This is a genomic window from Mameliella sp. MMSF_3455 (assembly GCF_030733205.1).
Taxonomy (GTDB): domain Bacteria; phylum Pseudomonadota; class Alphaproteobacteria; order Rhodobacterales; family Rhodobacteraceae; genus Antarctobacter.
On record NZ_JASHJL010000054.1, the window covers coordinates 1 to 24,438 of the forward strand.

At 61.9% G+C, this 24,438-nt stretch carries 19 protein-coding genes and 1 pseudogene; 5 read left to right on the forward strand and 15 right to left on the reverse strand.

The features are described from left to right. The first annotated feature begins 41 nt into the window (after positions 1-41). On the forward strand, positions 42-1,175 hold the full coding sequence (locus RBB42_RS24805; protein WP_306043852.1) for a tyrosine-type recombinase/integrase: 1,134 nt from the start codon (positions 42-44) through the stop codon (positions 1,173-1,175). A 12-nt stretch (positions 1,176-1,187) separates the two neighbouring features. On the opposite strand, the gene repC is transcribed toward RBB42_RS24805, so the two are convergent. The 4 genes from repC to RBB42_RS24825 all read right to left on the reverse strand — a co-directional run bounded on the left by repC (position 1,188) and on the right by RBB42_RS24825 (position 5,610). Then, on the reverse strand, positions 1,188-2,468 hold the full coding sequence (gene repC, locus RBB42_RS24810; protein ID WP_043146717.1) for a plasmid replication protein RepC: 1,281 nt from the start codon (positions 2,466-2,468) through the stop codon (positions 1,188-1,190). Positions 2,469-2,688: 220 nt separating this feature from the next. After that, positions 2,689-3,705, reverse strand: a complete 1,017-nt coding sequence (locus RBB42_RS24815) for a ParB N-terminal domain-containing protein (protein WP_305972309.1) — start codon at positions 3,703-3,705, stop codon at positions 2,689-2,691. Then, positions 3,702-5,060 (reverse strand): ParA family protein, encoded by a 1,359-nt coding sequence (locus tag RBB42_RS24820; protein WP_190285508.1) that lies wholly within the window; start codon positions 5,058-5,060, stop codon positions 3,702-3,704. Before RBB42_RS24820 ends, RBB42_RS24815 begins: the two co-directional genes overlap by 4 nt. Positions 5,061-5,271: 211 nt before the next feature. Then, complete coding sequence (locus RBB42_RS24825; protein WP_017470241.1) at positions 5,272-5,610, reverse strand: DUF736 domain-containing protein; 339 nt, start codon at positions 5,608-5,610, stop codon at positions 5,272-5,274. A gap of 597 nt (positions 5,611-6,207) precedes the next feature. Between RBB42_RS24825 and RBB42_RS24830 the strand changes: the two genes are divergently transcribed. After that, complete coding sequence (locus RBB42_RS24830) at positions 6,208-6,543, forward strand: hypothetical protein (protein ID WP_043146724.1); 336 nt, start codon at positions 6,208-6,210, stop codon at positions 6,541-6,543. A gap of 119 nt (positions 6,544-6,662) precedes the next feature. On the opposite strand, the gene RBB42_RS24835 is transcribed toward RBB42_RS24830, so the two are convergent. The 3 genes from RBB42_RS24835 to RBB42_RS24845 all read right to left on the reverse strand — a co-directional run bounded on the left by RBB42_RS24835 (position 6,663) and on the right by RBB42_RS24845 (position 9,555). Beyond that, entirely contained in the window at positions 6,663-7,574 is a 912-nt protein-coding gene (locus RBB42_RS24835) for a DUF2493 domain-containing protein (RefSeq protein WP_043146725.1), read from the reverse strand. Between the two features lie 311 nt (positions 7,575-7,885). Further along, positions 7,886-8,932, reverse strand: coding sequence for a DUF7146 domain-containing protein (locus tag RBB42_RS24840; protein WP_305972310.1), 1,047 nt, complete (start codon positions 8,930-8,932; stop codon positions 7,886-7,888). Next, positions 8,929-9,555 (reverse strand): hypothetical protein, encoded by a 627-nt coding sequence (locus tag RBB42_RS24845; protein WP_305972311.1) that lies wholly within the window; start codon positions 9,553-9,555, stop codon positions 8,929-8,931. The genes RBB42_RS24840 and RBB42_RS24845 overlap by 4 nt, the downstream gene beginning before the upstream one ends. A 68-nt stretch (positions 9,556-9,623) precedes the next feature. On the opposite strand from RBB42_RS24845, the pseudogene RBB42_RS24850 reads away from it, so the two are divergent. Beyond that, positions 9,624-10,328, forward strand: a pseudogene (locus tag RBB42_RS24850) (IS6 family transposase). A 752-nt stretch (positions 10,329-11,080) separates the two neighbouring features. Here RBB42_RS24850 and RBB42_RS24855 read toward each other — a convergent pair. The 7 genes from RBB42_RS24855 to RBB42_RS24885 form a co-directional block, all read right to left on the reverse strand. Continuing rightward, a complete protein-coding gene (locus tag RBB42_RS24855; RefSeq protein ID WP_043146732.1) occupies positions 11,081-12,340 on the reverse strand; it encodes a benzoate/H(+) symporter BenE family transporter in 1,260 nt (419 codons plus the stop codon). A 36-nt stretch (positions 12,341-12,376) separates the two neighbouring features. Next, positions 12,377-13,171 carry an enoyl-CoA hydratase/isomerase family protein gene (locus RBB42_RS24860; RefSeq protein ID WP_190285509.1) on the reverse strand — a complete coding sequence of 265 codons (795 nt, stop codon included), beginning with the start codon at positions 13,169-13,171 and terminating at the stop codon, positions 12,377-12,379. A 47-nt stretch (positions 13,172-13,218) separates the two neighbouring features. Next, positions 13,219-14,748 (reverse strand): AMP-binding protein, encoded by a 1,530-nt coding sequence (locus tag RBB42_RS24865; protein WP_305972312.1) that lies wholly within the window; start codon positions 14,746-14,748, stop codon positions 13,219-13,221. Next, a complete protein-coding gene (locus RBB42_RS24870; RefSeq protein ID WP_305972313.1) occupies positions 14,741-15,247 on the reverse strand; it encodes a (2Fe-2S)-binding protein in 507 nt (168 codons plus the stop codon). Before RBB42_RS24870 ends, RBB42_RS24865 begins: the two co-directional genes overlap by 8 nt. Continuing rightward, on the reverse strand, positions 15,235-16,062 hold the full coding sequence (locus RBB42_RS24875; RefSeq protein WP_043146739.1) for an FAD binding domain-containing protein: 828 nt from the start codon (positions 16,060-16,062) through the stop codon (positions 15,235-15,237). Before RBB42_RS24875 ends, RBB42_RS24870 begins: the two co-directional genes overlap by 13 nt. Continuing rightward, a complete protein-coding gene (locus RBB42_RS24880; protein ID WP_043146741.1) occupies positions 16,059-19,043 on the reverse strand; it encodes a xanthine dehydrogenase family protein molybdopterin-binding subunit in 2,985 nt (994 codons plus the stop codon). Before RBB42_RS24880 ends, RBB42_RS24875 begins: the two co-directional genes overlap by 4 nt. Positions 19,044-19,158: 115 nt before the next feature. Further along, positions 19,159-19,956: a helix-turn-helix domain-containing protein gene (locus RBB42_RS24885; protein WP_223306335.1), complete on the reverse strand. Its 798-nt coding sequence runs from the start codon at positions 19,954-19,956 to the stop codon at positions 19,159-19,161. A gap of 644 nt (positions 19,957-20,600) precedes the next feature. On the opposite strand from RBB42_RS24885, the gene RBB42_RS24890 reads away from it, so the two are divergent. Together RBB42_RS24890 and RBB42_RS24895 are read left to right on the forward strand one after the other, a co-directional pair. Continuing rightward, complete coding sequence (locus tag RBB42_RS24890; protein ID WP_306043536.1) at positions 20,601-21,986, forward strand: transposase; 1,386 nt, start codon at positions 20,601-20,603, stop codon at positions 21,984-21,986. 232 nt (positions 21,987-22,218) lie between these two features. Continuing rightward, positions 22,219-23,259 (forward strand): IS110 family RNA-guided transposase, encoded by a 1,041-nt coding sequence (locus RBB42_RS24895; protein ID WP_043146746.1) that lies wholly within the window; start codon positions 22,219-22,221, stop codon positions 23,257-23,259. Between the two features lie 395 nt (positions 23,260-23,654). On the opposite strand, the gene RBB42_RS24900 is transcribed toward RBB42_RS24895, so the two are convergent. Then, positions 23,655-24,374: a putative quinol monooxygenase gene (locus RBB42_RS24900; RefSeq protein ID WP_305972614.1), complete on the reverse strand. Its 720-nt coding sequence runs from the start codon at positions 24,372-24,374 to the stop codon at positions 23,655-23,657. Positions 24,375-24,438 lie beyond the last annotated feature (64 nt).

The window sequence follows — 24,438 nt, forward strand, 5'->3', positions numbered from 1 at the left end:
TCGGTTTCAGAAATGCGACACAGGCAAGTCATTGAAAACAAATGGAACGCAGTCTCAGAAATTCCGGCAGACCGACAAAATCGAGCTCAGAGCAGCCAATCCGGTCTTCCGTCAACGAGGGCAGCGAGAGAGTTCGCCCTGACGGCGAGGCCTTGGCCCTGCCGTCATTTGTGGCTGGGTCCGGCGGACTTGACCGGCTGGTCGACACGGCCCGCGACTATGCCCGCGCCGCGGCTTCCGAGAACACCCTGAAAGCCTACGCCATGGACTGGGCGCACTTCGCGCGCTGGTGCCGGATGAAAGGCACCGAGCCAGTGCCTCCATCACCGGAAATGATCGGCCTCTACCTCGCGGATCTGGCCTCCGTGTCGGGCCCCTCCCCTTCGCAGTCGGCGTCCCGGCCCCTATCGGTCAGCACCATCGACCGCCGCCTGTCGGGTCTTGCTTGGAACTACGCACAGCGGGGCTTCGCCCTCGACCGAAAGAACCGGCACATCGCGACCGTGCTGGCCGGGATCAAGCGCAAACACGCGCGCCCACCGGTGCAGAAGGAAGCGATCCTGGCCGAGGACATCCTCGCGATGGTCGCCACCCTGCCCTACGATCTGCGCGGGCTGCGGGACCGCGCGATCCTGCTGCTGGGATACGCCGGAGGCTTGCGCCGCTCGGAAATCGTCAGCCTCGATGTCCATAAGGATGACACGCCGGATTCGCGCGGCTGGATCAAGATCTTCGAGAAAGGCGCCCTCCTGACCCTCAATGCCAAGACCGGCTGGCGCGCAGTCGAGATCGGCCGCGGCTCGAAAGATCAGACCTGCCCCGTCCATGCGCTTGAGCAATGGCTGCACTTTGCGAAGATCGACTTCGGCCCGGTCTTCGTGCGCACCTCGCGCGATGGAACACGCGCGCTGGAAGTGCGGTTGAACGACAAGCATGTCGCCCGGCTGATCAAACGCACCGTCCTGGACGCCGGCATCCGATCCGAGCTGCCCGAGAAGGATCGCCTGGCGCTGTTCTCCGGTCACTCACTGCGTGCCGGTCTCGCCAGTTCTGCGGAAGTCGACGAACGTTACGTCCAGAAACAGCTGGGGCACGCCTCGGCCGAGATGACCCGCCGCTACCAGCGCCGCCGCGACCGGTTCCGCGTGAACCTGACCAAGGCCGCCGGACTCTGACCCCCTGCCCCATCATGCCGCCTGTCCACTGAGCCTGCCATAGAAGCTGCGCTCGAGATGCAGCTCCCCTGCCCCGGCCTTCTCGACCATGCCGCGCAGATATCCGCCCGGCGAGGAAACTTCGCCCGCGCAATGCTTCTCGAAGACAAGCGCCAGCGCCGCTGTCGCCACCTGTTTACCCAGCCGGTCTTGCGCCACGTTCCACGCATGCTCGGACACCCCGATCATCGGCCTGAGCTGCCCGGCTACCCGGTGCAGATCGCCCCAATCCTTCAGGAACCCGCCCATATTGCGCGCCCAGGACGCGAATTCAGGACAGGCCTGCATCACAGTGGGCAGATCCAGCGCTGCGCGCTTCTTGCGCACCTCTGCCACCCACTCTTCCAGCTCCCTATCAACCTGATCTTCGGGCTGAGCATTGGGCACCACGGCCGCGATTTCCTCATTTTCTGAGGAATTACTGGTTACAGGATTCAGTTGGTTTGTAATTAGTATATGAGGGTCAGAAATGACCTCCCTGGGGTTCATTTCTTGAGTCTTCTCGGAAACTTGCTCCTTGGTTTCAGGCGTATTTTCCACAGGCTGGGTAGCCTCTGTTGCCTTGAGATAGGCCGCCTCGACACGCTCCTGGAGATCCTTGAACCAGCCCAGCAACCGTGCAAGCTGCTCAGAAGCTTCGTGGCGGCGCGGAAGCCGGTCCAATAACTCTTCGAAGAGCCCCGTGAACTGCGCCCAGGGCCCTCGCAGCGCGCTGCTGACGGCCGCCTCGATCCGAGCGCGGATCATACGGCGTGCAACCGTGATCTGGCGCTTCAGGCGCTGACAGAGTTCGCGCTCGGCCTGCAAATCCGCATGCAGCGCCTCGAACTCGAGGGCGCGGGCCGAGAGCGGCGACAGATCGAAGCCATAGGCCTCCACGATGCGCCCCTCGGAATCCCTGCGGCCCCAGCGCTTGCCGTTCGGGCTGTCCCGGAACGAGATCACGCCGATCTCGGCCAGGCGCCGGGCATGACGCTTGAGCGCCGACAGCGAAAAGCCCGTCTGCGCCATCAGATAGGCGTTCGACGCCCAGACGATCGGGCGCTGCCCCTCCTCCCAATCCTGGGACTGGGTAAAGGCCCCGAGCGTATCGAGGAGCATCATGTCCCCGGCCTTGAGGCCAATGTAGGCCCCCACCCGCTTCACGGCCACGAAGGCCCGCGATTTGGGTACAGCGATCCGTTCACCGGCTTGGGCAAGCTGCTCTGCAATGCCAAGACCCGGTGTCGGCTTGCGCCAACCTGTATGTTTCATGCCTGTTTCTCACCTCCGGCCATGTGGAGGCAAAAGAAAGCCGTTCGCTCAGAAGCGTTCGTCGTTGACAGTGATTCGAGAGAGACTTATCTTCAAGGCGACCAAACCAATAAGATCAGCTCTCAGGCCCTCAGCTTGGGGGCTTTTCTTTTGCCTTTAGATCACATTCTTCCTTCTTGCTCGTTGCCTCAATGTATGGAGATGCACCGGTATTCAGGCTCTAGCCCGTCGGTGGAACCTCCTTATTCTTTGCCAAGAAGTCCGCGATCAGATCGCTCAACTCCTCAAGTTTCTCTTGGCTCAGCGGTACGCTTGCGGCTTTGATCGAGAGATTGCCGTTCGCTGACGTGAGCGAGAGATTACGACCCCCTACCTTGCGCTTGGCGGTGACCTTCTGAGCGGACTTTCTGACTTGCTTCTTCGGCTTGCCCTCAAGGCTGGCCAGCGCTTTTTGCAGATCCTGGAAGCTCATGTCGTAAGCGTTCTTGAACGCGTTCAAGATTTGATCTCGAGCCCCGAAAACTGCGCGAGCGCGCGACACGATACTCTCGTGGACACCAATACGTGCTGCAAACGCTACCGCAGTCGTCTTCTCGCCAGACTCACGAAGCGTCTCGTACATCTCTCCGATAGCCAGTAGGCGCTCGAATGCGCCAAGGTTCTCCCTTTCCTCGTTTTCCCGGAAACGGAGGAACAGCATCTCGAACTGCGCGTTCTCCGCGCCTCGCTTCTCTGGGGACGCCAAGATTGCTCGAAGCTTAAGCCCCAGGGTCTTCGCTGCAGCATGACGACGTCTGCCGGTCAGCATGATAAAGCGAGCATCCGCAACGTCTGTCGGGTTTAGCGGGTCAGGCTTCCAATTTGGATCCTCTGGCCAAACAAGGATTGGCGTGTCCTGGCCGTTGATCTCGATGCTCTTTAGAAGCGTTTGAAAGGCCTCTTGTGCCATCCAATCATCACGACGATCCGAACCAAGTGGGTCTTCCACTTGATCCGGTGAAATCTGAAGTTCGTGACGGCCGTTCAGAATGTCATCGACGAGCTGCGCACGTCCCTGCTCTACCGCTGCCTGCGATTGGGCAAGTGCGCCGGCCTTCCATGCACTACCCGCTCCCTTGAAAGGTGCAGTAGTAGAAGACGGTGCAGTGTCGACTTTTGCCTCGTCGCCATTGCCACTCGGCTCAGCTGATTGGTTCAACGCTTTCGAAACCAGCGACCTCGGGATAGTTCGCTTCATGCTGCGGTCTCCCCGTCATCGTCATCATAGAACGTGTCCATCCAAGCATTCGCATAACCACGTTCGAGGCCTGGCCACAGACGGCTGACGATTGCATCGTTCACCGCGTCTGCGTTCTCAATAAATCTGTTGATACCTTTTCTTTTGCCAGGCGTGTCAGGCTCGTATTCGTAGACCGACTGATAAACGTCTGAAGCGTTCGAAATCGCGTCCGACCGAAGATAGAACACGGGCAAGATCTCCGTTGGGCAGTGCTCGAGAAGATTGCCGATGTGGTTGAGATCCTGACCGTTGGAACGCTGTACAATGGTTGGCAAGAGCATGTTGGCACCCGAGCCAATATCGATACGCTCATGTGCCAGGATGTGCTGGAGCATGCCTAGCAGGCCGGTAACAAACGTCGATAGCGTTGCGATGTCGAACCCCTTCATGGTCTGCGGAATGACGAGGGATGAAGAAGCTATCACATTGTTGAGCTGGAAAAGCGTCAGCGCCGGTTGATAATCAATGATGATGCAATCCAGCGTTTCGTTCAGCGCCTGCTCAAGTCGGACAGGATCGACCTTACCATCCGTAGCAAGTTCATTGGGAGCTGTTGCTGGAGGGTGCGCTTCTTTCCAGCGATCAATCGCGTCCCGAAGGTAGCGGTAGAAACTCTTCCCCGCAGGAGCCTCGCGAACCAAGCGGGCAATCTGAATCTCGCCCTCAGAGGTCTCTCCGTGCGCTGGAACCAATCGAAGCCCCGGCCAAGAAGTTTTCAAAAAGAAGCTATCCAGCGTCTCCGCAGAGTGATCCGTGTACGGCGCCTCTTCAGACTGGAAGAGGCCCGCGAAGTCCACCATCGATGGCGTTTCTTCAGTAGGCATTTGAGACAACCCCTCACCGCCTACGAAGTAAAGTGTGATCGTGCTCTGCGGGTCCGCATCCATCACGCCAACACGCATTCCGTAATGTAGGCTCAGGTACTGTGCGAAATGTGCAGCGCTAAGGCTCTTGGCCGTGCCGCCCTTTTGGCTGGCAAATGAAATGACTGGAAGCGGATCGCCGGGCTTGCGCCACGCAAGATAGTCAAAAGGACGCTTTGCAGACGCCGCCATCAAAGCGCGCATATGCATCAGTTCATGAAGGTTGAAGACACGCTCGCGTCCAACGTACTCACCCTTTGGAAAGTCGTCGTTACCATTCGCGAACTTGGTCAAGTATTGGATGCTGACGTTCAAGAAGCGAGCGCACTGTCGCATCGACCATGTGCGCTTGATACGATGGCGCAGCGTCAACTCTTTGTTGACGGCGACCATTGTGCGCTCCAGACCTCGTGACAGGTCGGTCAAAAACTGTTCTAGACTTCCGCTCATATCGCTGCCCCGACTTCGGTTGATTCCGAGTTCGACTCGTTTCGCCACTCATAGTAGCACTATTATGGGCGCAATTGGAAGATACCACGCGCCTACCTGAATTCAGGAGTATGATTAGAGGCGGCGAGGTGCAAAACGATCTAATCTTGAACGCGTTCAAGATCGACTTGCGGGTGCTGGGCCCGAACGATGTCGGGCCCAATTCTTCAGATCAAGCGGCGTCTTTGGGACCCCAGGGGATCACGGCCTGCAGGGACAGATCGTCCTGGTTCGCGGCCTTGCCGAGGTTGGCGTTGAAGCCGTGGTCGCGGATGGTCAGCGTGTAGTAGTCGGCGCCGGTCTCCTTGTTCTGCTTCTTCCAGATGCCGCCGCACTCGACCAGCTTGCCGCGCGGAGAGCGGCCGAGGACGCGGTGCGTGGGGGCCATCGGGTTCGTGCTCGCGACGGGTTCGACCGTGATGTCGAGGTCGAAGGTCAGGGTCGAGATGGAGCCGACGCCCTTGGCGGTTTCGATGTCGGCGCTGGTGAATTTGATGCAGTTCGTGGTCATTGCTCTTCTCCTTGTTTGCGTTGCAATGATGGTCACTTTGCAGCTGGCCAAGGCACGGCCACACCGAAGGCGAAGCGCAGCAGAGAGGGGCAGGCGCCGGTCTTTTTGATCCGCGAGGAATGATCCGCAGGATCAAGGGAAAAAGATCGTCGACAACCTTTGTGGCCGGGACGACAGCTGCGACCAGCATGTCATGCAACTCAGACAAAGGGAGAAGTGCGGTGGCCACGAAGGAAAGTAGGGGAACAGCCGACAATCAAGAACGCCAAAGCGTCCCTTGCACTGTCACGCCTGATCCTTCGATACACACCACGACCCGTCGCAACGCGACACCGGCCGGTATTCAGTTCCTCGGTCGAGTCACTAGGGGTCTCAAGCAGAAAGTGGTCTGACAGGCTGGAGAAGATGAAATACGAGGGCGAAGACACGCGCATCTGTCCCCGACGGCTTTAATCCCGGCCGCGTTGCGAACTTCGAAGATGTCCCGTATGGCAGCGCGAAACTGAGCGAACGACGCATGCGACTCGGAAGATCAGGCAATAGCTCGGGCCCGTTCCAATCCCGATACGTGTCGGCATAAGTGAAGAGGATAAGCAGTTGGACGGAGCAACACCGAACGTGGTCACCGAGGATGGCCTGCGCGATCTGCTCTCAGATGGCTACCTCATCGAGGTGGTCTGCAACCGGACTGCGGAGAAGCGCCATAACAGTTGGTATGGCTCTTGGGTGGTGCACGCAGTGACGAAGGATGGCCAGGATGCGAAGATGCTAGTGACAAGCCGCAGCGTCTTCAAATTACGCGAGTTCAAGACGATCGTCGGACTCGTCAGTTTCCTGGCCGACATGGGGTGCCTTTCGGCGAATATCCCGCTGATCGCGGGACGACGAGAGCGTCACGAGGCTTCAGAGGGTTTCCCCACAGCCACCAGTTAGAAATGGTGTTAACACTCACGGCAGTCTGACAGGTCAGATCCCGCAGAACTGGCACCTCTGTGTATTCATAGAGCAAACTGCACAGTGCGCTCTGACTGATGTCATGGTAGAACCGGGGCCTAAGCCCCGATCCTCTTGATGCGGATCCCGAGCTTGCGGGCCTTGTCGACGATGTTCTCGGTGATGCCCGAACCTGGGGTGGCGATCAGGCCTTGCGGCATGGTCTCGAGCATCTTGTCGTTGCGCTTGAACGGGGCGGCTTTGCCGTGGCTCTTCCAGTCGGGTTTGAAGACCACCTGGGTGACACCGCGCGTATCTGCCCAACGGGCCGCGATCATCTCGGCGCCTTTGGGCGTGCCTCCATGCAGGAGCACCATGTCGGGGTATTTGGCGTGCGTGGCGTCGAGGACGGACCAGATCAGATCGTAGGCGTGATAATCCCCGCCCGAGAAGGCGATCCGCGTGCCTTCGGGACAGTGCACCTCGGTCTCCTTGCGGCGCTTGGCGGAAAGATAAGCCCGGCTGTCCACCACGGCGGATGTGAGGCCGCGATGCGAGACTTTGGATCCGGTGCGCGGGAGCCAAGGAGACCCAGTGGCGGCCGAGAAGTGGTCCACGGCCAGATCGCGCATCTGCTCGAAGGCGTCGCGATGGTCCCAGAGCTTCAGCCCGATCATCTGGAGGCGCTCGAGTTCGACCGAGGCGACCTCAGAGCCGTCCTGGATGGCCAGACTTTCCCGGACCTCGAATTCATTGTCGTCGAGGAGCTTCTGGATATGGGTCAGCCGGCGATGGAAGATCGAGGTGAGGGACCAGAGCATCTCTTCGAGATTGTCTTCCAACTGGCTGCCGATGAGGAGGCCGATGGTGGTGTCAAAAAGCGTCGCCATGGCGAGCTCGACCTCGTCTGGCTGGGGCAGGGGACGATGATCGGTCTCGCCGGCCCCGGGCGTTGCGCCGTGAAGTGCGAGGTGGTCGAGGATGGCGGAGGTCACGCCGATGTCCTCTTGGATGTCTGTCTGATGGGGCATTGTCTGGTTCCTCTGTTTGATCTGACCCGATTTGGATGGGGCGATACCAGGACCGGCGGCGACCGGGCCGCATCCGTCAGGATCGGAGCGCAGCGGAGAATGCGCCGCGGACCGGAAAATTGTCCCCGCGAGGAATGGCCCGCCACGTTCAAGTGGTGGGGCAGGGGAATTTTCCGGTTCGGGGCGCATTGCTGCCCGGGCGAGGAGCACTCTGCTCCGACCCGCTGGTCCATCGCACCCCTTTTCCAAACGGGATCAGATCGAACCTGCGAAACCTTTGCCCTTTCGGACTTCGCTGAGGAAGTTGGCGGTCACCCGACCTCAATCTCCAGACCTTGCGCTTTCATGGCCTCTAACAGGGACCGGCGCAGCGCATCTCTGCCAAATGCCCGCAGATCGTCGTTGAAGTCGCCCATGTCTGGCACGAGATCACCAAAGGTAGTTCCAAGCGATTCCAGTTTGTTACGCAATTTCTTTGATGCGTTGCGTCCGGCTTCGTCATTGTCCCGCGCGATCCAGATGCGCTTGATCCCCGGCGGCGGGATGAAGAGACCGACATGGGTGGCGGTGAGACAGGAGGCGAGATCGAACTCCGGGAGAGCGGTGCCCACCGAGAGGGTGTTCTCGAGACCTTCTCCGACGATGAGATCGCTGCGAGGTGAGCCGGACCAGAAGCGGATGGCATGGCCGTGCAGCTGCCCGAGGATCCGTTTCGGGCTCTCGATCGCGGCCAGACCGCCGGTGGACGAGTCGAGAAAAACTCTTGCGCAGCCGGTGATCTGGCCCCGATTGTCGGTGATCTTGGCGAGCAGGGCAGGGGCCCTTTGCGGCGGATCGGGATCGTCCTCGCCTTGCCACAATAAGACCCGCTGGTGATAGCGGAGAGCCGGACCGAAGCGCGAGATGCCGCGCCCCTGCAGATAGGTGGCAGCCAAGGTGCCCAGGACCGGCTTGCCCGCGGCCAAGAGTTTGCGCGCCCGCGCGATACGTTTGCTCGAGGCGGCATCTGGTTGCTCACGGGTTTGGGTGTCGCGCGGCACGGCAGGGCAGGGGGTCTCGCCGAGAAAGGACCGGGCCTCCCTCAGCGTTTCCTTCAGCGTGACCGATCCGAGCCGTTCCTTCAGCAGGTCGATCAAGTCGCCATATTCACCCGTCGCAAAATCCTGCCATGATCCGGCTTTGCGACTACCCTGCGCTTGCAGCCGGATGGCGAGACTCTGGCCCTTTGCGCCCGAGGTATCGCCAACCTGCCAATAGTTGCCCTGCCTGCGCCCCTCGGGGAAATACAGGCGGCAGAAACTCTCGGCCCGGTCTGCCAGATCAGCCGAGAGGTCCGCGATACTGCGCCCCGCGCTCATGCTGCGGCATCCGCTGCACTGGCGCCAACAGGATACTCCGCGAGAACCCGCGCCAGCACCTCGGTGCCATCCACCGGGATGAACACCCGCGTCTTCCACTGGATCACCTCGGTGAAACAGCCCATCGCCTTCAGTGCGGGCAGGGCCGTGCCCGACGCTCCGATGAGCTCGAGCCTCGGCTGTCCCATGACCAGCGACCGGCGCAGATGGTAGCCGCCAAGGAGGCTCAGGGTCGTTCGCGCCTCCATCACCGCGCCGAACACCTCCTGCGGCGTCATCTCAATCTGACAGTCGAGGCCGAGCCGCGCGTAGACATTGAGAAGTTGCTCCTGGCTGACCAGACGACCGATGGCGCGCTCCCCGTCCTCGGTCTGCAGGCGATAGATGCGCATGTTGTCGGCGGGCAGCCGGTCCCAGATCGGAAGGAGCAACCCGCAGATCAACGTGATCTTCGAGGTGGTGAACTCCGGCACAGCCTCAACCTCGGCCTGCCAGAGCTGTTCGAACATCGCATCATCGATCTCTTCCCAGTGCGATTTCGAGAACTCGGTCAGGGCGAGGATCTCGGTCGCCATGGGCCGAAGCAATTTCACCCGCAGGATCGGCACGCCGTCCTCATCCATGAAGGCCGGCGGGCTCTGTCAGACAAACTTGGCTTGAGACGGGGCAGGGCGCTGGCTAGCTTCCGTCCATGACCCAGCGTTCGCCTTTCCGATACTTCAAGACCAGCCCGGAGATCATCCGGCTGGCCGTGATGATGTATATTCGCTTCCCGCTATCGCTGCGCAACGTCGAAGATCTGCTGCACGAGCGCGGTGTCGACATCAGCCACGAGACGGTTCGATTTTGGTGGCATCGATTTGGTCCGCTGTTCGCGTCTGAGATCAGGAAACGGCGCATCGAGGGAATGCGGACCAGCCACTGGCGATGGAATCTGGACGAGATGTTCGTGAAGATCAACGGCGAGCGGCACTATCTTTGGCGAGCCGTCGATCACGAGGGTGAAGTCCTGGAAAGCTTCGTCACCAAGACACGGGACAAGAAGGCCGCTTTGAAATTCCTCAAGAAAGCAATGAGGAAGCATGGCCGGGTGGAGGTCCTGGTGACCGACAAGCTACGGTCTTATGGCGCCGCGCTGAGGGAGATCGGAGCGGCTGATCGCCAAGTAACTGGCCGCTGGCTGAACAACAGGGTGGAGAACTCACACCAACCATTTCGACGAAGGGAGCGGGCGATGCTCCGCTTCCGACGGATGCGAAGTTTGCAGAAATTCGCATCCATCCATGCTTCGGTCCACAACCTTTTCAACTAGGAACGCAGCCTCACCTCACGAGCCCATTTCAAGGCAAACCGTGCCGCCGCTCTCACAGAGTGGCGCGGTCTCTGCGCGGCATAAGGAGCAGTCGTTCTGCCCTTGCGTAGACTGGTTCGCATTTGTCTGCCAGCACCCATTCTCGGCTTGGGACGGCTCCGATTACGTGGCCCTTGCGGTGTAAATGACGAATTCCTCCTCGCCGCAACCGCCCAAAACCTCCGCAAACTGGCCAAGATCTTTCCTGCACCGCAGCAACTGCGGAAAACCTGACAGGAAAGGCGCTCGCGCCCTGAAATCGATACCACTTTCTGCGTCAGCAACACGTTGTTTTTCCACAGAATCGGCGGAGAGCCGTCATTCGCTGCACCCGGCTCGAATGTCCGCAAAACGGACCAGCTGGCTATTCGTAACGAGTGCTGGATTTGCGCTGACCCTACGAATCCGCTTAGAAAAGAAGGTGGTAAGCCTTGTATATTGCAAATTTAGAAACATCGAAAAACTCTGAAAGAATTTCAAGACAGCCTTTGAACGCGCTGAGTGTATCGGCAAAGTCCCTCGGCTCTCCTTGACCAATTTTGTGCACAACCTTGTGTCGCCGCAACTGAATTGGACCACGGTCATGTTTGGTGAAAGGATGACAAATCATGATGAACAGGCGAGACACGCCACCTTGCAAAGTTCTCGGAAAGCCGGCGCAATAATCTAAAATCAATACGTATTTCCGTTTCGCCAGTTCAACGGATCACACCGACGACAAACAAAACATTCGTAGGGGGCGCAGTGCTCTGACTGACGCCCCCAATTCGATCACTCGTGCGACTAAACGCCGGTCTTCAGGACGCCGTGGTGGCCACGGGGCGGGATCTGACCACCCGCTCGTTCAGAACTGATACCGCAGCGCCCGCGACCAAGGCCCAAAAGGGCGCGCTGATGCTCAGGAACGACACGTTCGACATCGCCACGATCAGGGCAACGAAGGCGCCGATCTGATGGCCTGCGTTCCGGTCGAAGGCGGACTGGAATGCGCTCAGCAGGACGGTGATCATCGCCAAGCCCGCCACCGCGCCGATAAGGGGCCCGGGCAGCGCCATGATGAGCGGAACCGCAACCCCGGCGAAGATCCCGAAGGCAGCAAAGAGCACGCCGTTCAGCACCGTGGCCGCATAGCGCCCCTCGGGGTTCTCGCCCGCCTGATCGGAGGAACAGATCGCCGTCATGGGCCCAGCGATATTTGCGTTATGCCCGCCGATTACCCCAGCCAGCATGCCGCCGATGCCCGAGATCACGGTCATGGCGTTTATCGGCGGACGGTATCCCTCGGCGTAGAGAACCCCAATGGCCTGGGCGTTCTCGGCTCCGATCACGAGCACGGCCAGCGGCACGGCGATGGCCAGGAACGCGTCAACCGTGAAGACGGGCGCGGTGAATTCAGGAGCGACAAAGCTGATCGCCGCCTCGCCTCCCTGGAAGCCTCCGGTCAGGGTCACGGCCACGAGGCCAACCACCAGTGCCGTCAGAACCGGCGGGACGGCCCGCAGGAACCGCATCGACAGGAAGAATGCGATGGTCGCCGCACCGACCACTATGGGCAGCTTCTCGATCGAGGTGACCGCGCCGATGCCGAAGCGAATGAGCGCCCCCGCGATCATCGCCATGACGATAGGCATTGGAAGCCAGCGCATCACCTTGCCGATAAGGCCGGTGATCCCCAGGACAAAGACCATCGCGCCCGCCATCAGGAAGGCACCGACCGCCTGTTCGAACGGGAAGGTGCCCAATGCGCCGGCGACGAGGGCCGCGCCCGGGATGGAATAGGCCCCCGTCACCGGAAGCTTGTAGTAAAGCGCCATGATCAGGCTGATCAGCCCGCCGAGGCCGTAGATCGCCAGAAGCCAGGCCACGGTCTGGCCCTCGGAGAGCCCGCCATTATTGGCCGCGCCGATTACGATCAGCGCCGGCCCCGAGCATCCGAAGATGGCCGCGACCAGTCCCGCGCTCGCCGTTTTGATGCCCAGCGCCTCGCGCAGGCCCGACAGGCCCGCGCCGAAGCCCGGTCCTTTCTCGATCCAGTTTGTCTTTTCCGTCCGTTCCATTTGGGTCTCCTCCCCTGATGTTGGTTGCGGGCCGTCTCAGCGGCCCGTGAATACGGGCTTGCGCTTGGCGTGGAAGGCCTCGACGCCCTCGCGGAAATCCTCCGATTGACGCAGGCGGCTGTAGTTCAGCCCTTCCATCTCGATCGCGGTGCTGAGAAGCGCGTCATCGGTGTCGTTCAGCAGCTTCTTCGCGGTGCGCTGCGCCATGGGTGAAAATTCGCGGAGCTCGTTCACGAGGTCGGTCACCGCCTGTTCGAGATCGCTATCGGGCACGCATTCGGTGGCGATGCCCCAGTCCAGCGCCTGCTGGCCCTTGATGCGCTTCGAGCGCATGACGATGTCCTTCGTGCGCGTCACGCCGACAATTTTCTGCAGCCGGGCGGAGCCACCCGATCCAGGGATCTGGCCCAGTTTCTGTTCGGGCAGGGCGTAGCGGCAGGTCTCGGACACGATGCGGAAATCGCAGGCCAGCGACAGCTCGAAGCCGACGCCAAAGGTGTAGCCGCGATTGGCGGCGATCACCGGCTTGGAGCAGCGTGCCGGAGCCGCGACATTCCATGCCAAATGCGAGACATGCTCGGGGCTGGCCTCGAGGAAGCCCTTGATATTGCCCCCCGAGGAGAAATGCTCGCCCTCGCCGGAGACGACGATGATACGCACTCGGTCATCCTCATCGAGTGCCTCGAAGACGAGGCGGAGCTGATCGCGGGCTCCCATCGAGATCACGTTGTAGGGCGGCCGTGCGAGGATGATGTCCGCGCGCTCGTTTTCCGCATCGAGCCGGACGTGGAAGCCGTCGAGATCGGAAAGGCGCGGGTCGGTGAATGTCATTGTCTCGGTCATCGGTGTATCTTTCATCTTGGTGTCTTTCTCTGGACTTACGCGGTGGTGGTCTTGGCCGGTTCGACCTCGTATTCGCCCGCTACAAGCAAGCGTCGGAGGAGTTTTCCGACCGGGGATTTCGGGATTTCGCGCACGAAGACGTAGCGGCGCGGTCGGCGGAAATTGGACAGGTCCGAGCCGCGGCAATGGGCGTCGAGATCGTCTTCGGTGACATCGCCGCCCCGCTTGACAAAGGCGGTCACGACCTTGCCCCAGCGAGCGTCGGGCAGGCCGACCACGGCGACCTCGGCCACCGCGGGGTGCAGCGACAGGCAGCTTTCGACCTCGACGGGCGAGACGTTCTCACCGCCGGTGATGATCATGTCATCGGCCCGGCCAGTGACGAACAGATCGCCGTCTTCGTCGAAGTGCCCGCAATCGCCGGTGAAATACCAGCCGTCGTGAATGGCCTTTCTGTCTGCTTCGGGGCGGTTCCAGTAACCCTCGAAGGCTTCATCACCTTGCATGGAGGCGACGATTTCGCCTTCTTCGCCGGGTGCGCAGGTCTGGCTGACATCTCTGGTGCCCAGCGGCACCACGCGCAGCCGCTGGTTGATCGCTGCGCGGCCCGCCGATCCGGGCTTGGCCGCAGCGTCCTGGCAGATGGAGAACGTGTAGATCTCGGAAGAGCCGTAATGGTTCACGAAAAGCTCGGGCTGGAAGGCCTCCGCCAATTTCTGCACCAGACCGTCGGTCATGGACGCGCCGGCAAAGCCCAGCTTTCGCACGCTGGCGACCCGATCCGGCGTGAAATCTGCGTGGTGGACAATGTCGTGATAGAGCGTCGGCACGAGATAGAGGTTGTTAACGGCATGCTGCTCGATCGCATCGAGAGCCTGTGGCACGTCAAAGCGCGGCAGGCAGACGAAGCTACCTCCGATCACGCTGGCCGACAGGAGCGAGCGGATGCCCATCGTGTGATAGAGCGGCATGACGCCAAGCGTGCGCTCGCCATGGCCGTACATGTTCTGCGCCACATGGGCGATGGCCGCGGCCCGTTCGGCCCGGTGGCGGCGCGGCACGCCCTTGGGCTTCGAGGTCGTGCCGGATGTGTAGAGCATGACCGACAAATCGTCGGCGCCGGCCTGCGGCACCGCATCGGTGGCGCGCCCCGCCAGCATCGCGGCGAGGCCATGATCACCGCCGAGCGGCAGCACGTTGAGGTTCGGGGCAAGTGCCGATCCGGCCACCGCCTCGGACGCGGCATCGTCATGCACCAGAACGCGGGCCGCACTGTCGTGCAGCGCATGGTCCAACTCGTCGGCGGTGACGCGCCAGTTCACGGGCGTGATGACGATCCCGGCGATCTGGCAGGCCCAATGCAGCGAGGCATTTTCCCACCGGTTCTGCATCGCCGTGACCAGTGTGTCGCCCTTTCTAAGCCCGATTTGGCCGAGCGCATCGACAAGCGCGCTGATCCGGCCATACCAGTTGGAATAGGTGATCGTCCGGTCTCCTTCGGCGATTGCCATCGCGCCGGGGTCTCGTTCCACGGACGCGATAAAGCTGGTTCCGAGGTCAAGCATCGATTGGTCCTCCCTTGATGCGGTTACGGGCGGCCAACGCCGCCTGCACGATGGGCGCATAGCCGGTGCAGCGGCACAGGTGGCCCGAGAGCGCCTCGCGGATCGCGTCTTCCTCCGCGTCCGGTTGGCGCGAAAACAGCGCGTCGAGTGTCATCAGGATGCCCGCCGTGCAGAAGCCGCATTGCAGCGCGAAATGTTCGCGGAAGGCCTCTTGCAGCGGAGTGAGCGCATCGCTCTTCCCCAGCCCCTCGACTGTACGGATCGCGCAGCCCTCGGCCTGCTGGGCCAGCATCAGGCACGCGCGGGCGGGCTCGCCGTCCACCTGCACCGTGCAGGCCCCGCAGACACCGTGCTCGCATCCCACATGGGTGCCCGTCGCGCCGATCTCGTGGCGCAGGGCATCCGTCAGCAGCGTACGCGGCGACACCCGGACGGAAACGGGCCGGCCGTTCAGGGTGAAGCGCACCGGGTGCGTGTCGTCTTTGGTCAGTCGCGGCATGACAGGGCCTCCTCCAGCGTTGCGAGCCCGAGGTGCCGGACCAGGTCGCGGCGGTAGCGGGCGGTGGCGTGCAGGTCGTCTCGGGCCTGCAGGTGCCAGGCGAACTCGTTCAGCCGGTCGTCGAGATCGGTTCTGTCTGCCGACAGCTCGAGTGCACGTGGCGTGTCGGCGACGCCGCCCACGGCAAGCGTGGCGGTGCCATCGGGCCGGGCGATCGCGGCGCAGGCGACGATGGCGAAATCGCCGTGTCGGCGCGCCACTTCGCGGAAGGCATATCCGGTGCTCGGCTTGCGGGCCGGGAACGAGACCGAGACGATCATCTCGCCGGGGGCGAGGTCGGTGGACATCATGCCCTGAAAGAAATCACGCGCCGCAACCTCACGCGTCTTGCGGCGGCGGCGCAGGGTCACGGTGCCGCCGAGCGCGATCAGGCACAGCGGCAGTTCGGCGCTGGGATCGGCATGGGCGACGGAGCCGCAGATCGTGCCGCGATTGCGCAGCTGCGTATGGGCAACCCAAGGCAGTGCCGCGTGTAGCAAGGGAAGGCGATCTGCCAGGTCCGGCCAGCGCTCCAGCGTGCTCTGGCGTACGGCGGCTCCGATGGTAATCCGGTCGCTCTTGGCTTCGATCCGCGACAGTTCCGGGATGCGGGTGATGTCGACAAGCGTGGTGGGACGCGCGAGGCGCATGTTGAGCATGGGCACCAGCGACTGACCGCCAGCGATGACGCGGGCCTCGGTGCCGCCCTGGTGCAGCGCCTCCAGCGCCTCACTCATGTCGTTGGCGGTTACGAGATCGAACGGGGCGGGTTTCATGACCGGCCTCCCTTAATGATGCGATCAACAAGCCCCCGCAGGCGAGCCACGGCACCGCTGGACGCGCCGCCGCCGCAATGGCGCGCGAGGGCGCGGAAGAACTCGCCGATCACGACCTTCGCCGCGCCGTCCAGAAGCCGTCCGCCGACTGAGGCGACCTTGCCGCCGATCCGGGCCTCGTAGCGATAGGCGATCTCGGTGCCGTCTTCGGTGTCGGTCAGCGTGATGCGGCCTTCTCCACCGCCCGTACCGAGCGCGCCTACGGCCTGCCCCGAGAGGGTGACCGCGTTGGGCGGATCGAGGTCTGACAGGTCGATATCGGCCTTGTAGCGCCCCCTCACGGGCCCGACGCCCAGCGTCACATCCGCCTCGAAGCGCGTCTCGCCGACCTTCCGGACACCATGCGAGCCGGGGATGATCGCGTCGAGCGTCGCGGGGTCGAGGAGCATCCGCCAGACATCCTCGCGGCTGGCCTGCACCACGGCGCGGCCTTCGCCGGTAAGCTTGCGCCCACCTGCCGTGTCCTCTGTTTTCGTCTCGGACACGGGCTCTTTCGGTGCGGGCTCGTCGCCGAAAATCAGGGGGGCGAGCTTGGCCGCAGTCACCGGCAGTACGATCTCGGGTGCATCGCCCTCGGGTGCGAGCGCATCGGCCACGGCGTTGGCGATGCACACGGGCGTGGACATGCAATTGCCTTCTCCCACGCCCTTGGCCCCGAGCGGTGTGAAGGGCGACGGGGTCTCGTGATGCAGGATCACCGGTTCGGGGACCTCCATCACTGTGGGCAAGAGGTAATCGGCCAGCGTGCCTGATTGGAATGAGCCGTCCGCACCGTAGGAATATTCCTCGAGGAACGCCGCGCCGACCGCCTGGGCAAAGCCGCCCCGCACCTGACCGTCGACCATGGCGGGATGCAGGATGCGCCCACAATCATGCATGGTCACGTAGCGGTCGATCCGCGGCTCGGCGGTCTCGGGGTCGATTTCGATCCCGCAGAAATCGAAGATGAAGCCGTGACAGAGCGAGGAATTCACCCCGTCCTCCGCCGTCGGCGCCTCCAGCTCGGGCGGGGTCCAGTAGACGGTCTCGCGCATGGTCTGGTCCACGTCATCGGGCAGCGTGCCCGGCGACCAATGCGCTGTGGCGGCCACCCGTGCGAAGGACAGGCTGTTGTCGGGATTGCCTGCAGAACGGATACGGCCCGCCTCGAAGAGCACATCGCTTGCGGAGATGTTCAGCTGCGTGGCCGCGACTTTCGCCAGCTTGTCGCGCAAACGCGCAGCCGCGATCTCAGTCGCACCGGCGACGGCGGGGGCAAAGCGCGAGGCGTAATTGCCCGAGGCGATGGACCACGCGTCGCGCATCGTGTCCACATCGGCCAGAACGCGCACCGCCTCCAGCGGCAGGCCGAACTTGTCGGCCACGACCTGCGCCAGCACCGTACGGTGGCCCTGACCCTGCGGAACCGAGGCGACTTTGACCGTGACCGAGCCCAGAGGGTCGATTGAGATGGTTGCCGTGGCCTGCGCGCCGTTTTTCGGCCCAGCCTTAGCGCGCTCTTCGGGCGTCAGAACGGTGGTTATGTAGCCCATGTTGGACACGGAAGGTTCCACTACGCAGGCAAAGCCGATGCCGTATCGGCGGCCCTCGGCGCGGGCCTTGTCGCGGCGGGCGTAAAGCTCGGCGAGGCCGCCTTCCGCGACCGCGCGGTCCAGCGCCGTGGCATAGTCGCCCGAGTCATAAAGTGCGCCGCTGGCCGTACGGTAGGGAAAGGCCTTGGCGGGGATGAGATTGCGGCGAATGACCTCGAGCCGGTCCAGTCCGAGATGCCGGGCGATGGTATCCATCAAACGCTCCAGCGCGAAATAGATCTGCGGGCCGCCGAAGCCGCGATTGAGGCCCGTCGGGGTTTTATTGGTCAGCACAACGCGGTTACGGATCGCCATGTTCGGGATGTCGTAAGCACCGGTCATGTTACCGTGCATCCGGTAGAGCGTGGCAGGCTCCGGCGCGCGCAGATGAGCGCCGCAATCCTCGATCTGGTCCCAGTCGAGCGCTGTGATCCGTCCGTCCGCCGTCACCGCCGCCTCTATCCGGGTCTGTCGATTGGTGGCCGAGACGCTGGCCGACAGATGCTCCAGGCGGTCCTCGATCCACTTGACCGGCGCACCCGCGATGCGCGCGGCGATGCCCGCGAGGATCATGTAGGGAAAGACCCCCTGCTTGATCCCGAAGGAGCCGCCTGACTCGGGCGGCGTGCGCAGCCGCAGCCGGTTGCCCGGCACGTTCAGCGACCGGGCCACTACCGCGTGGATCGAAAAGGGGCCTTGGAAATTCGCGGTAACGTCATAGGCATCTTCGCCCGGCTCGTAACTGGCGACGACGCCGTAGGTCTCGATGGGCGTGCAGGCGCTGCGCGGATAGGTGACGTCAATGCCGATCCGGTGCGCCGCCGCGTCGAACGCCGCTTCGGGCTCTCCGTAGCGGAAACTGCGTTCATTGATGAGGTTGCTGCCGAGGCTGGGATGCAGCACCGGCGCGTCCTCGGCCAGCGCCGCAACCGGCTCCACGACAGCCTCAAGCACAGCGTAGTCGACCACAACCAGATCGGCGGCATCCTCGGCCAGGTAGCGGTCGGTCGCGACGATCATGGCCACCGGCTCGCCCACATAGCGGACGCGGTCCACCGCCATGGGCCAGCACTCGACATCGGCCTTCACGCCGACGGTCATGGACCGGGTGCGCGCCGCGACATCGTCTCCGGTGATCACGGCAACGACGCCCGCCGCCTGCGTGGCCTCGGCCGTATCGACAGACCGGATCGCCGCATGGCCGTGGGGCGAGCGGACAAAGGCCAGCGCCAGGGTGCCTGCGGCAACCGGCAAGTCGTCGATATATCGCCCGCGCCCCGACAGCAGCGCCGGATCCTCGACGCGCAGTGCGGACTGGCCGAGCAGCTTTTCTGTAACGGTGTCTTTCATGTCTCCTCCCGGCTTGGCATGGGCAAGCTCTTGCGAGAGGACGTTAGGCGCGGGTATGTTGGCCTTGCGACTCCGCCAGGTCTCGGACCTTACCGAGGAGTCTCAAAAAGCGGGGTCAGGCGGTATCGCGCAGGGCAGAGACATCGCGGAAGACGCTGGGCGAGGAGCCGGCATGGTCGTGGAAGAACCGCGAAAAATGCGCCGGGACAGAAAATCCCAGCTCGTCGGAGATGGCCGAGAAACTGCGCGTTTCGTTGACCACGGCCCGCACCGCACGTTCCACCCGCTGGGTGTTCAGGTAGACCCGGGGCGAGATCCCGGTATCGGCCTCGAAGAGCCGGAAGAAATGCGCACGCGACAGGCCGCATTCGCGGGCGAGCCAATCCATCGAGACAACGCCGGCCGGATCCTGCCGGAGCAGGGTCAAGGCCCGCGCGATCCGACGATCGGGCGCGCGCGTCGCTTTGGCCCGGTCCCGGAGCGAGGGTTGCACGCTACGCCAGGGTACCAGCCTCTCGATAATTGAGACCATCAGCCGCCCGATCAGCCGCTCATGCGTCGCGGCATCTCCGGGTGCCTGCACCATCGCCTCTGCCGTCTCACCGACTTGTCGCCGAATCTGCGGCGTGATGGCACCGCCCGGATGCGGGAAAAAGTCCGGACCGGCGCTTGCCTCCCAATTGCCCCGAAACGCGCCAAGCCAAGCCGGTTCTATGTACATTGCCAGGATGATGGTTGGCGGTTGATCCGCGCGGTGCACGTAGCTGTGATGCTCCCACGCATTGATCAGAACCGCGCTTTCATCGGTCAACGCCACGCGGCGCCCGCCCACATCGAACTCGGTATCGGCACCTTCGACCTTCAGAAGAACGTGGCATTGCGCATGGGCGTGCTTAACCAGAGGCCGGTCCATATCAAGTAGAGCGACCCGCCCGAAAGGCCCTATAGCAATCCTCAGAGCAGACGACATCCGAAATGGTTATCAGTTTTCAAGATCGGGTCAATCTCGGCCGGCTGCAGGCTTCATGACGGCTGCTCCTTTCAGGACATTGCCGGCGTTACTTGATAATGTGTGATATCAAGGGTTTCGCGCGGATGCCGGATAGCAAACTTGATCATGATGAATCGCACTCCGATCGGCCCGAAACCAATGTATCGTTGCGGAGGGAATCGCTCTGTTTAAGCGCAGATGTGCTTCGCCATGCTGAAGCCCCTTCTGCAACAAAGAAGCCATTTCCTTTCAATCGGACCTAAGCGTGAACTTTGCAAATCTTAGGCGTAAGCGCGGAGCAAGGCCTTACGTTCTCCGTGTGGTTCACAGATGCGACTATTAGGCACCGAATAGTCGATCCGAAAGAAAGAGGGCTGCTTCCGGACCTTGGCCGCTCAGTCCATGAATGGCCGTTCAGGGCCGTCCTCGACGAATAATGATTTGCCGCGCGTGCGCAATGCACCTCCGGCGCTGCGGTAGGTTTGGGCTTATTCTGTTGAAAAACTCGCACTTGATCGGGGTGCCCTCGGCTGATTCAATTCCCGCATAGGGTGGGAGGATCGGCTATGATGGGACCGCGGCAGGAGGCGCAGCCGGCGCTGTTCTACGAGTTCTCGCTTGAGGATCATGTCCCGCAGGGGCACCTTCTTCGCTCCATCGACCGGTTTGTGGATTTGTCCGGCATTCGCGCCTTCCTCGCCGATTTCTACAGCCATACCGGCCGCCCGTCCGTCGACCCCGAACTGCTGATACGCATGCTTCTGGTCGGCTATTGCTTCGGCATCCGGTCGGAACGGCGGCTGTGTGAGGAGGTGCATCTGAACCTCGCATACCGGTGGTTCTGCCGACTTGATCTGAGTGATCGGGTCCCGGATCACTCGACCTTCTCCAAGAACCGCCACGGTCGGTTCCGCGACAGCGAACTGCTGCGGCATCTGTTCCAGACGACCGTCGCGCGGTGCATCGAAGAGGGCCTTGTCAGCGGGCAGCGCATGGCCGTCGACGCCAGCCTGATCGAGGCCGATGCCAACAAGCAGAACTCGACACCGAAGGACGACTGGGACGCCGGGCAGATCGATCCCGCCGACGCGCCCCGGGCCGTTCGTGAGTATCTCGACACCCTGGACGAAGCCGCCTTCGGCGCGGCCAGCGAGGTCCAGCCCAAGTTCACGTCGCATTCCGACCCGGCCAGCCAGTGGACCGCTGCCCGAAAGGGCCCGGCATTCTTCAGCTATTCCGACAACTACCTGATCGACACGGATCACGGTGTCATCTTGGATGTGGAGACCACCCGATCCATCCGGCAAGCCGAGGTTGGATCAACAAAAACCATGCTGACGCGGGTGAAAGACAAGTTCGGCTTGATCCCCAGTTGGATGATCGCCGACACCGCCTATGGCTCGGGCCCGATGCTCGGCTGGCTCGTGGACCGCAAGATCGATCCTTATATCCCGGTGATCGACAAGGCCGGGCGCCCCGATGGCACCTGGATCCGCACAGATTTCGACTGGGATGCGGAGAACGGTCAATACATCTGCCCCGAGGGTCACGCGCTCAAGCAGTTCCGCCGGAACTATTCCGATCCGAACCGGGGCCCGACCGGCAAGGGCACCGCGAAGTATCGTGCTCTGAAACTGACCTGCCAGGCTTGCCCATCCAAACCCAGGTGCTGCCCAAACGCCGACGCCAGATCGATCACCCGTGAAGAACACGAAGATGCCCGCCAAGTTGCCAGGGATTTAGCCAAAACCGATGAATACGTGATTGCGATGAAGCTCAGGAAAAAGGTCGAAATGCTCTTCGCCCACCTCAAACGTATTCTCGGCTTGGGACGGCTCCGATTACGTGGCCCTTGCGGTGTAAATGACGAATTCCTCCTCGCCGCAACCGCCCAAAACCTCCGCAAACTGGCCAAGATCTTTCCTGCACCGCAGCAACTGCGGAAAACCTGACAGGAAAGGCGCTCGCGCCCTGAAATCGATACCACTTTCTGCGTCAGCAACACGTTGTTTTTCCACAGAATCGGCTCCTTCCGGACGTTCTTCGCAGCGCAGTATGGGCCCAAACCCGTACGTTTTTGTCACCGGCGCTTACCGCATGGTGTGATTGCGGCGGTAGCTCTCCGGGGGCAAACGAGGTCCGGTATGTTGGCCTCATGGATAATAGCCGTGAGGAGAACGACCTATGGAACACTATGCCGGTCTGGACGTGTGCCTGAAAGAAATTTCGATCTGTGTCGTGGATGGGGATGGCAAGACCATCGCCCACGGCGCTTGCCCTGCAGATCCCGAAGGCGTGGCGGGTTGGTTTCGTACCAGGTCGCTTACGCCGAACCGGATCGTGCATGAGAGCGGGATGCTCTCGATCTGGCTACAGCGTGGACTTGCCGCACTGGGTCTTCCGGCCACGTGCATCGATGCGCGCAAGGCGCACAAGGCCCTGTCGGCACGGCTCAACAAATCCGACGCCGCCGATGCTGAAGGGCTGGCGCAGCTCGCCCGGACCGGCTGGTTCACACCGGTCCATATCCGCAGCGAGGATGCGGACCGCTTGCGTGCCTTGGTCGGCGCCCGGGAACGGCTGATCCGGCTGCGCAAGGATCTGGAAGAGCACATCCGCGGCGTTCTGAAAACCTTCGGCATCCGCATGACCGGTATCGCTCAGGGGCGGCAGCGACAGGCATTCCGTGATCAACTGGCTGCGGCGGGCGAAACGGATCCTGTTCTGCGCGTAATTGCCGATGGCTTCATCACCGCCCATGCCACGCTGTGCGAGGCGGCTGATGATCTCGACAAATCCGTGAAAAAGAAAGCCAAGGCCCATCCCGTCGCGCGCCGCCTGATGACAATTCCCGGCATTGGCCCGGTCAATGCGCTCAGCTTCATCGCACTGATCGACGATCCGAACCGGTTCAGCCGAACCTCGGACGTGGGCGCTTTCCTGGGGCTGACACCGAAGCGGCATCAGTCCGGAGAGGTCGATTGGTCGGGACGCGTCTCGAAATACGGTGACGGCGCGATGCGCGGGCTGCTGTTCGAGGCGGCGTCTTGCCTGATCCGCCAAGTCAAACGCTTCTCACCGCTGAAAAGCCGGGCCGTGCGTCTGGCCGGACGGCGCGGGTTCCGAAAGGCAGCAGTCGCCACCGCGCGCAAGATCGCCGTCCTGATGCTGACGCTCTGGAAAAACGAAACCGACTATCAATGGACAAAGGAGGCCACCGCCTGACCTGAATTTCCGCCGCTGAGAGGGCGGGAAGCGAAGTCCCGAAAGGACGGAGGTTGATCGATCTCGTACAAACGGTTGGGATGCGGTTCGCGCCGCTCACCCCGCAAACGACATTGGAGACGATCCGCCACCGAACACCATCATGAGGCGCGAAACCCGCGACCTGGGAGAGAACCATGACCCCGGACGGACAGATTGCTCACCCGCTTGACAAAGCCGCAATCAGAGAACCGTTTTTGGCGTGTAAGTTCTGGCAGGGGGTTTGTGTCCGGTGTGCGGGACAAAGCGCTAATTCGCTGCAGTTACTCGAACGACCGCTTAACGGTGAATCTAAATTCGTTCGGCAAAGCGCCTGATGCGTTGCACCAGGCGCCTCTTGTTCCTGTAACATCGCGTTACTTGATGGCGAGGATGTCGAAGTTGCGGACGTTAGCGACCACACCGTCGTCCCACCCGCCAGCGACCAACTCCGCTGCCCGTTCGTGCAGCAGCCCGGCGACTTGACCGGCAAAGTGTGCTTCACGGCCAGCATTGTTGGTGAAGATGTCGAAGATTGCGAAGGATGTTTCGTCAATCTGCAGCGCCGCCCAGAACAATGTGCCAGGTTCGGTTTCTCCGACGATGGGACCAGCTGCGGTCAGCAAGGCTGCCAGTTCCGGCCCTTTGCCGGGTGCTGCTTCGAGCGTGATATACGTGGCTGTCGTCGCCGAGTAGAGATCAACCGGTTCCCTCACCGACAGGACATCCGAATAGTTGATATTCGCGACAACACCATCGTCCCAGCCCCCGGCGACCAGCGCGTCGGCATTTTGGTTCAAAGCCGCGGCCACAGCGCCGGAGAAATGCGCATTGCGCGCTTCTTCATCCACGAAGATATCAAAGATCGCGAGCGTATCGTCGTCTTGTAAGGCAAACCAAAGCACGGTGCCTGGTTCGGTGTCCGCGACAATCGGGGCGGCTCCGGCCAGAAATTCGGCGAATGCTTCGGTCTGGCCTTCAGCGGCGGGCATGGCGATGTAGCTGGCAGTGTGATTTTCCATTGGGGCTTCCTGTGCGGGTGCAGATGTCGTGATCAAGGCCAAAGCGGCGAGTGTCTTGAGAATTTGGGCTTTCATGGTCGCCTCCTGATTGAAAGGTCGTTGTGTTTGCTTTCGATGCATCCTTTTCCCATGCCGAATG

Excerpts from the sequence above, each read along its gene's own strand:
- RBB42_RS24865 (WP_305972312.1), bottom strand. The coding sequence starts at position 14,748 with ATGCTTGACCTCGGAACCAGCTTTATCGCGTCCGTGGAACGAGACCCC.
- RBB42_RS24835 (WP_043146725.1), bottom strand. The coding sequence starts at position 7,574 with ATGCCCCATCAGACAGACATCCAAGAGGACATCGGCGTGACCTCCGCC.
- RBB42_RS24860 (WP_190285509.1), bottom strand. The coding sequence starts at position 13,171 with ATGACATTCACCGACCCGCGCCTTTCCGATCTCGACGGCTTCCACGTC.
- RBB42_RS24825 (WP_017470241.1), bottom strand. The coding sequence starts at position 5,610 with ATGACCACGAACTGCATCAAATTCACCAGCGCCGACATCGAAACCGCC.
- RBB42_RS24900 (WP_305972614.1), bottom strand. The coding sequence starts at position 24,374 with ATGAAAGCCCAAATTCTCAAGACACTCGCCGCTTTGGCCTTGATCACG.
- RBB42_RS24805 (WP_306043852.1), top strand. The coding sequence starts at position 42 with ATGGAACGCAGTCTCAGAAATTCCGGCAGACCGACAAAATCGAGCTCA.
- repC (WP_043146717.1), bottom strand. The coding sequence starts at position 2,468 with ATGAAACATACAGGTTGGCGCAAGCCGACACCGGGTCTTGGCATTGCA.
- RBB42_RS24875 (WP_043146739.1), bottom strand. The coding sequence starts at position 16,062 with ATGAAACCCGCCCCGTTCGATCTCGTAACCGCCAACGACATGAGTGAG.
- RBB42_RS24870 (WP_305972313.1), bottom strand. The coding sequence starts at position 15,247 with ATGCCGCGACTGACCAAAGACGACACGCACCCGGTGCGCTTCACCCTG.
- RBB42_RS24845 (WP_305972311.1), bottom strand. The coding sequence starts at position 9,555 with ATGGATGAGGACGGCGTGCCGATCCTGCGGGTGAAATTGCTTCGGCCC.
- RBB42_RS24820 (WP_190285508.1), bottom strand. The coding sequence starts at position 5,060 with ATGAGCGGAAGTCTAGAACAGTTTTTGACCGACCTGTCACGAGGTCTG.
- RBB42_RS24890 (WP_306043536.1), top strand. The coding sequence starts at position 20,601 with ATGATGGGACCGCGGCAGGAGGCGCAGCCGGCGCTGTTCTACGAGTTC.
- RBB42_RS24815 (WP_305972309.1), bottom strand. The coding sequence starts at position 3,705 with ATGAAGCGAACTATCCCGAGGTCGCTGGTTTCGAAAGCGTTGAACCAA.
- RBB42_RS24840 (WP_305972310.1), bottom strand. The coding sequence starts at position 8,932 with ATGAGCGCGGGGCGCAGTATCGCGGACCTCTCGGCTGATCTGGCAGAC.
- RBB42_RS24880 (WP_043146741.1), bottom strand. The coding sequence starts at position 19,043 with ATGAAAGACACCGTTACAGAAAAGCTGCTCGGCCAGTCCGCACTGCGC.
- RBB42_RS24885 (WP_223306335.1), bottom strand. The coding sequence starts at position 19,956 with ATGGACCGGCCTCTGGTTAAGCACGCCCATGCGCAATGCCACGTTCTT.
- RBB42_RS24855 (WP_043146732.1), bottom strand. The coding sequence starts at position 12,340 with ATGGAACGGACGGAAAAGACAAACTGGATCGAGAAAGGACCGGGCTTC.
- RBB42_RS24895 (WP_043146746.1), top strand. The coding sequence starts at position 22,219 with ATGGAACACTATGCCGGTCTGGACGTGTGCCTGAAAGAAATTTCGATC.